Source organism: Kitasatospora sp. NPDC059722, from assembly GCF_042733235.1.
In the GTDB taxonomy this organism is placed as follows: Bacteria; Actinomycetota; Actinomycetes; order Streptomycetales; family Streptomycetaceae; genus Kitasatospora.
In genome coordinates this window covers 1-4,209 of sequence record NZ_JBHWGD010000030.1, presented here as the reverse complement: position 1 = coordinate 4,209, position 4,209 = coordinate 1, and the positions used below count along the sequence as shown (strand labels likewise).

The 4,209-nt window shown below is 71.0% G+C and carries 4 protein-coding genes; 2 read left to right on the top strand and 2 right to left on the bottom strand.

From position 1 onward, the window contains the following. Positions 1–412: 412 nt before the first annotated feature. Positions 413–619 (bottom strand): developmental transcriptional regulator BldC, encoded by a 207-nt coding sequence (gene bldC, locus ACFV4F_RS20255; protein WP_014137253.1) that lies wholly within the window; start codon positions 617–619, stop codon positions 413–415. A 497-nt stretch (positions 620–1,116) separates the two neighbouring features. Continuing rightward, complete coding sequence (locus tag ACFV4F_RS20250; protein ID WP_380504182.1) at positions 1,117–2,025, bottom strand: hypothetical protein; 909 nt, start codon at positions 2,023–2,025, stop codon at positions 1,117–1,119. A 198-nt stretch (positions 2,026–2,223) separates the two neighbouring features. Between ACFV4F_RS20250 and ACFV4F_RS20245 the strand changes: the two genes are divergently transcribed. Next, on the top strand, positions 2,224–3,381 hold the full coding sequence (locus ACFV4F_RS20245; RefSeq protein ID WP_380440679.1) for a Glu/Leu/Phe/Val dehydrogenase dimerization domain-containing protein: 1,158 nt from the start codon (positions 2,224–2,226) through the stop codon (positions 3,379–3,381). A 395-nt stretch (positions 3,382–3,776) separates the two neighbouring features. Further along, positions 3,777–4,034, top strand: a complete 258-nt coding sequence (locus ACFV4F_RS20240) for a DUF3073 domain-containing protein (RefSeq protein ID WP_280674041.1) — start codon at positions 3,777–3,779, stop codon at positions 4,032–4,034. Positions 4,035–4,209: the final 175 nt, after the last annotated feature.

The following is a 4,209-nucleotide window of genomic DNA, read 5'->3' as shown; positions in this document are numbered from 1 at the left end:
TGTGGTTTCTTTTATGTCGTGTGGGGGGGGGGGTGGCGGGGTTGCCTGGCGCGGGCGGGGGCGGGCGGGGGCGCCGGCGCTCCCCGTCAGCGGCCCCCCGGCCTCTCGCGTTTTGGGCGCACGACCCCTTACCCCGCACTTGGTCTGGACCACAAGTGACGGAGCGCGTGACGGTCGTCACTTACGTTTTCCCCACAACCGGCGCGGCACGACCTCGCTCGGAAGCCACTAATTTAATATGTAAAATTGTACAGTTATTCACTGTAAATCCCCCCCGCCCCATGGGCATCAAATCGTTATCCGGAGTTCAACATTCCGACAGATCGGCGACCGGCCCCGGGCATGGCAAAGGGGCTGCTTACCGGACCCGGCGGAGTCCGGTAAGCAGCCCCTTTAAAGAGCCTTCGGCCTATCAGGCCTCGGTGCGCTGGGCGGGAATCCCGGCCAGCAGTGCGCGCACCTCCGCCTCGCGGTAACGGCGGTGACCGCCGAGCGTGCGAATCGACGTCAGCTTGCCCGCCTTGGCCCAGCGGGTGACCGTCTTCGGGTCCACGCGGAACATGGTGGCAACCTCTGCCGGCGTCAGCAGCGGCTCAGCATCAGGGGTACGAGCGGTCATGAGCGGCCTCCTCGGGAGAACCGAACCAGGGCGGTTCTATCCTTCAAATTCTGCACCTTGGCCCGCGATGCCCGAAATGGCATAGACGGGCCGAGTCGGTTATAGGACGAACGGCTTGTCCTGGTGTCTACAACTACACCATCCGTCCAGCCCTATCGACCAAACCGCCAAAATTGACCCCTCACGGGTTCAAGGCCGACGGATGGCGATGGACCACCCCATAACGGACAGTCACACGCCAGTGACATCCGGTTACGAGGGGACCAGACCCTCCGTTTCCCCGCAAAGCGCGCATCGACTCCAGAACCACCCAAAAGTGGGCACGCTCGCGTGGAGTTGGGCTGGTTGTCCCATTTTTGCACATAGGGGTAAGTTCGCGTCAACGGTGAGTAGTGTCACGTTCGACAGGTATTGACCCGAACCGGGACCTTCGTCATGCGGCTCGGGCCGAAGGACCCTTCCAGTCATACACGGGCGCTCGGACGCCAGTTCGCCCGCTAGTTCGCGTACCGCAGCGCCAGGACGCGCCGCCAGCGCACCGTCAGCTCCCCGTACACCCGCAGCGCCTCCGCGTCGTCCCCCGCCCGCAGCGCCCGCAGGCCGTCCTCCAGCTCCCCCGCCGAACGGTCCGCCAACAACCGCTCCGGTCCCAGCAGATGCACCAGCCCCCCGTAGTCCAGCTCCACCAGCGAACGCGGATGGAACTCCTCCAGCCACCGCCCGACCTGCTCGGCCCCCCGCACCAGCTCCCCCTCCGGAACCGCCTCGCGCAACGCCCGGTAGGCCCGGGCCACCCGTCGGCGCGCCTGCGACATCGGCGTCAAGTAGAACAGCGCCGGCGCCCGGCCCCCCGCCCCCTCCCCCTTATCCCCCGCTTCCGCCGGAACGAAGCAGCGGTCCTCCTCCCCGAACGGCAGGAACCACCGCACCGGCACCTCCCACCGGCTGGTGAGGATCCACGGCCGGGCGTCCGGGTGCTCGGCCCGCCAGCGCTCCCGGTCCGCCTCCGCGGCGGCCCGCGCCACCGGCGGCAGCGCGGTGTCCAGCAGCGCCACCGGAGTCCCCGCCCGCAGCTCCTCCAGCGCCTGCCAGCTGCGCAGCCTGGTCGCCCACGGGCAGACGTAGAGGACGCCGTCCACCAGCCGCACGAAGGCCCGCTCGCTCTCCCGCTCGGGCAGTGCCCGGGGCGTGCGCCCGACCAGCCCGGCGAGCGCCTCGCGCTGCTCCGCCAGCACCGCCTCGGCCACCGGCCGGGCGGCCTCCGCGGCGTCCGGACCGTGCTGCGCCGCGTACGCCTGCCAGCGCGCCCGCTCGGGCTCCGGATAGGCGGCCAGCGGCTCGTAGACCCGCAGGTGGGCGGCGTACGGCGGCTGTACGGAAGTACGGACGACGGTCACGTCCTGCATGGTCGCACGCGGGGCGCGGCGCCGGGAGGGCGCGCCCCCGAACGGTTCGCGCCCGCACTCCGGGGGCCCTCTCGTCTCACCCCTCGGACAACCGGCACAAGCTCGGACAAGAGGGCCGATCGTCGACGGGCACGCGACTACGCTTCGCCTTAGGCGCCCGCACCACAGCAGCGGGCCTTCGATACTGGAGTCACCACAGTGACCGACGTACAGACATCCGCCACGCACCCCGCACCCGGCGTGCTCAGCAGGATCTTCCGTACCGAGCAGGACGGCGCCCCCGGCGACGGCCACGAGCAGGTCGTCCTCTGCCACGACCGCAGCTCCGGGCTCAAGGCGATCATCGCCATCCACTCCACCGCGCTGGGCCCCGCCCTCGGCGGCACCCGCTTCTTCCCGTACGCCTCCGAGGAGGCGGCCCTGGAGGACGCGCTGAACCTGTCCCGCGGGATGTCCTACAAGAACGCGCTCGCCGGGCTCGACCTCGGCGGCGGCAAGGCCGTCATCATCGGCGACCCGAACAAGGACAAGAACGAGGCGATGCTCCGGGCCTACGGCCGCTTCGTCGAGTCCCTGCGCGGCCGCTACATCACCGCCTGCGACGTGGGCACCTACGTGCAGGACATGGACGTCATCGCCCGCGAGACCGGCTTCGTGACGGGCCGCTCGCCCGAGCACGGCGGCGCCGGCGACTCCTCCATCCTGACCGCCTTCGGCGTCTTCCAGGGCATGCGCGCCAGCGCCCAGGCCCGCTGGGGCCAGCCGACCCTGCGCGGCAAGCGGGTCGGCGTCGCGGGCGTCGGCAAGGTCGGCCACTACCTGGTCGGCCACCTCGTCGCGGACGGCGCCACCGTGGTCGTCACCGACCCGTTCGAGGCCGCGGTCAACCGCGTCCGCGCCGCCCACCCGGAGGTGGAGGTCGTCGCCGACACCACCGCCCTGCTCCAGGCGAAGCTGGACGTCTACGCCCCCTGCGCGCTCGGCGGCGCCCTGACCGACGACGTCGTCGCCGCGCTCGGCGAGTCCGGCACCTCGATCGTCTGCGGCGCGGCCAACAACCAGCTGTCCCACGCGGGCGTCGAGAAGGACCTCGCCGACCGCGGGATCCTCTACGCCCCGGACTACCTGGTGAACTCCGGCGGCGTCATCCAGGTCGCCGACGAGATCGACGGCTTCAACTTCGAGCGGGCCAAGAACAAGGCCACGAAGATCTTCGACACCACCCTGGAGATCTTCACCCGGGCCGCCGCCGACGGCGTCCCGCCGGCGGTCGCCGCCGACCGCCTGGCCGAGAAGCGGATGCGCGAGATCAGCGCGCTGCGCACGGTCCTGCTCCCGGGCGCCCGCCGCGCCTGATCCGGCCCCGTCCGGAGCCGATCCGGTCACTCCGTGCGCGGGGGACGGCCCTCCTCCGTCCCCCGCGCATCACGATGTGGAACCGGATTCTCACTTCTGCGCCCGAACGGGTGATCCGAGGTCCCCCTTGGGGGGATAATCGATCCCGGAACGACGGACCTCAGACACCTCCGGACAGCGCGCAAACCGCCGCAAAACCTCCCTTGACCTGGGAAGACCTGGTCGCGGGTGCGGTCGGTGCGCGCCACGTCACACCGACGACGTACCGTCCAGCGGCGGAAACAGGTACCGTTAATGCTCCAAGGGACGGTCCTCCCCATTCGGGCAGGCCGGTCCTGATCATGAACACGTGTCAGACTCGGGGCCGTGAGCCCCATCGTTGAGGGGGTCGACCCATGGGGCGCGGCCGGGCCAAGGCCAAGCAGACGAAGGTCGCCCGCGAGCTGAAGTACAACAGCGGCGGGTTCGACGCTAACCGTCTGTCCAACGAGCTGGGCGTATCGCCGTCCACCGCTTCGATCGACCCCGAGCCGATCGAGGAGGAAGAGGACGACGACCCGTACGCGGAGTACGCCGCCCGCTACGCCGACCTCGACGACGAGGACGACACCGAGCCGGGCACCGGGCCGTCGCAGGCCTCCCGCCGCTCGTAACCGCCGTACCGCCGGACCGGTCCGGGCGCCCCAGGGCGCCGGGCCGGTCTTCGGCGTTCCCCCTGACGGGCCGTCGGCCGCCGGCGGCCCGGGGACGCGGGGGGGGGGGCGGGGGGGGGGCGGGGCGCGGCGGGGCCGCGGCGGAGGCGCCTCCACAGAGACGGCGCGCGCGCGG

Coding starts and splice junctions, on each gene's coding strand:
- bldC (WP_014137253.1), bottom strand. CDS start 619: ATGACCGCTCGTACCCCTGATGCTGAGCCGCTGCTGACGCCGGCAGAG.
- ACFV4F_RS20250 (WP_380504182.1), bottom strand. CDS start 2,025: ATGCAGGACGTGACCGTCGTCCGTACTTCCGTACAGCCGCCGTACGCC.
- ACFV4F_RS20240 (WP_280674041.1), top strand. CDS start 3,777: ATGGGGCGCGGCCGGGCCAAGGCCAAGCAGACGAAGGTCGCCCGCGAG.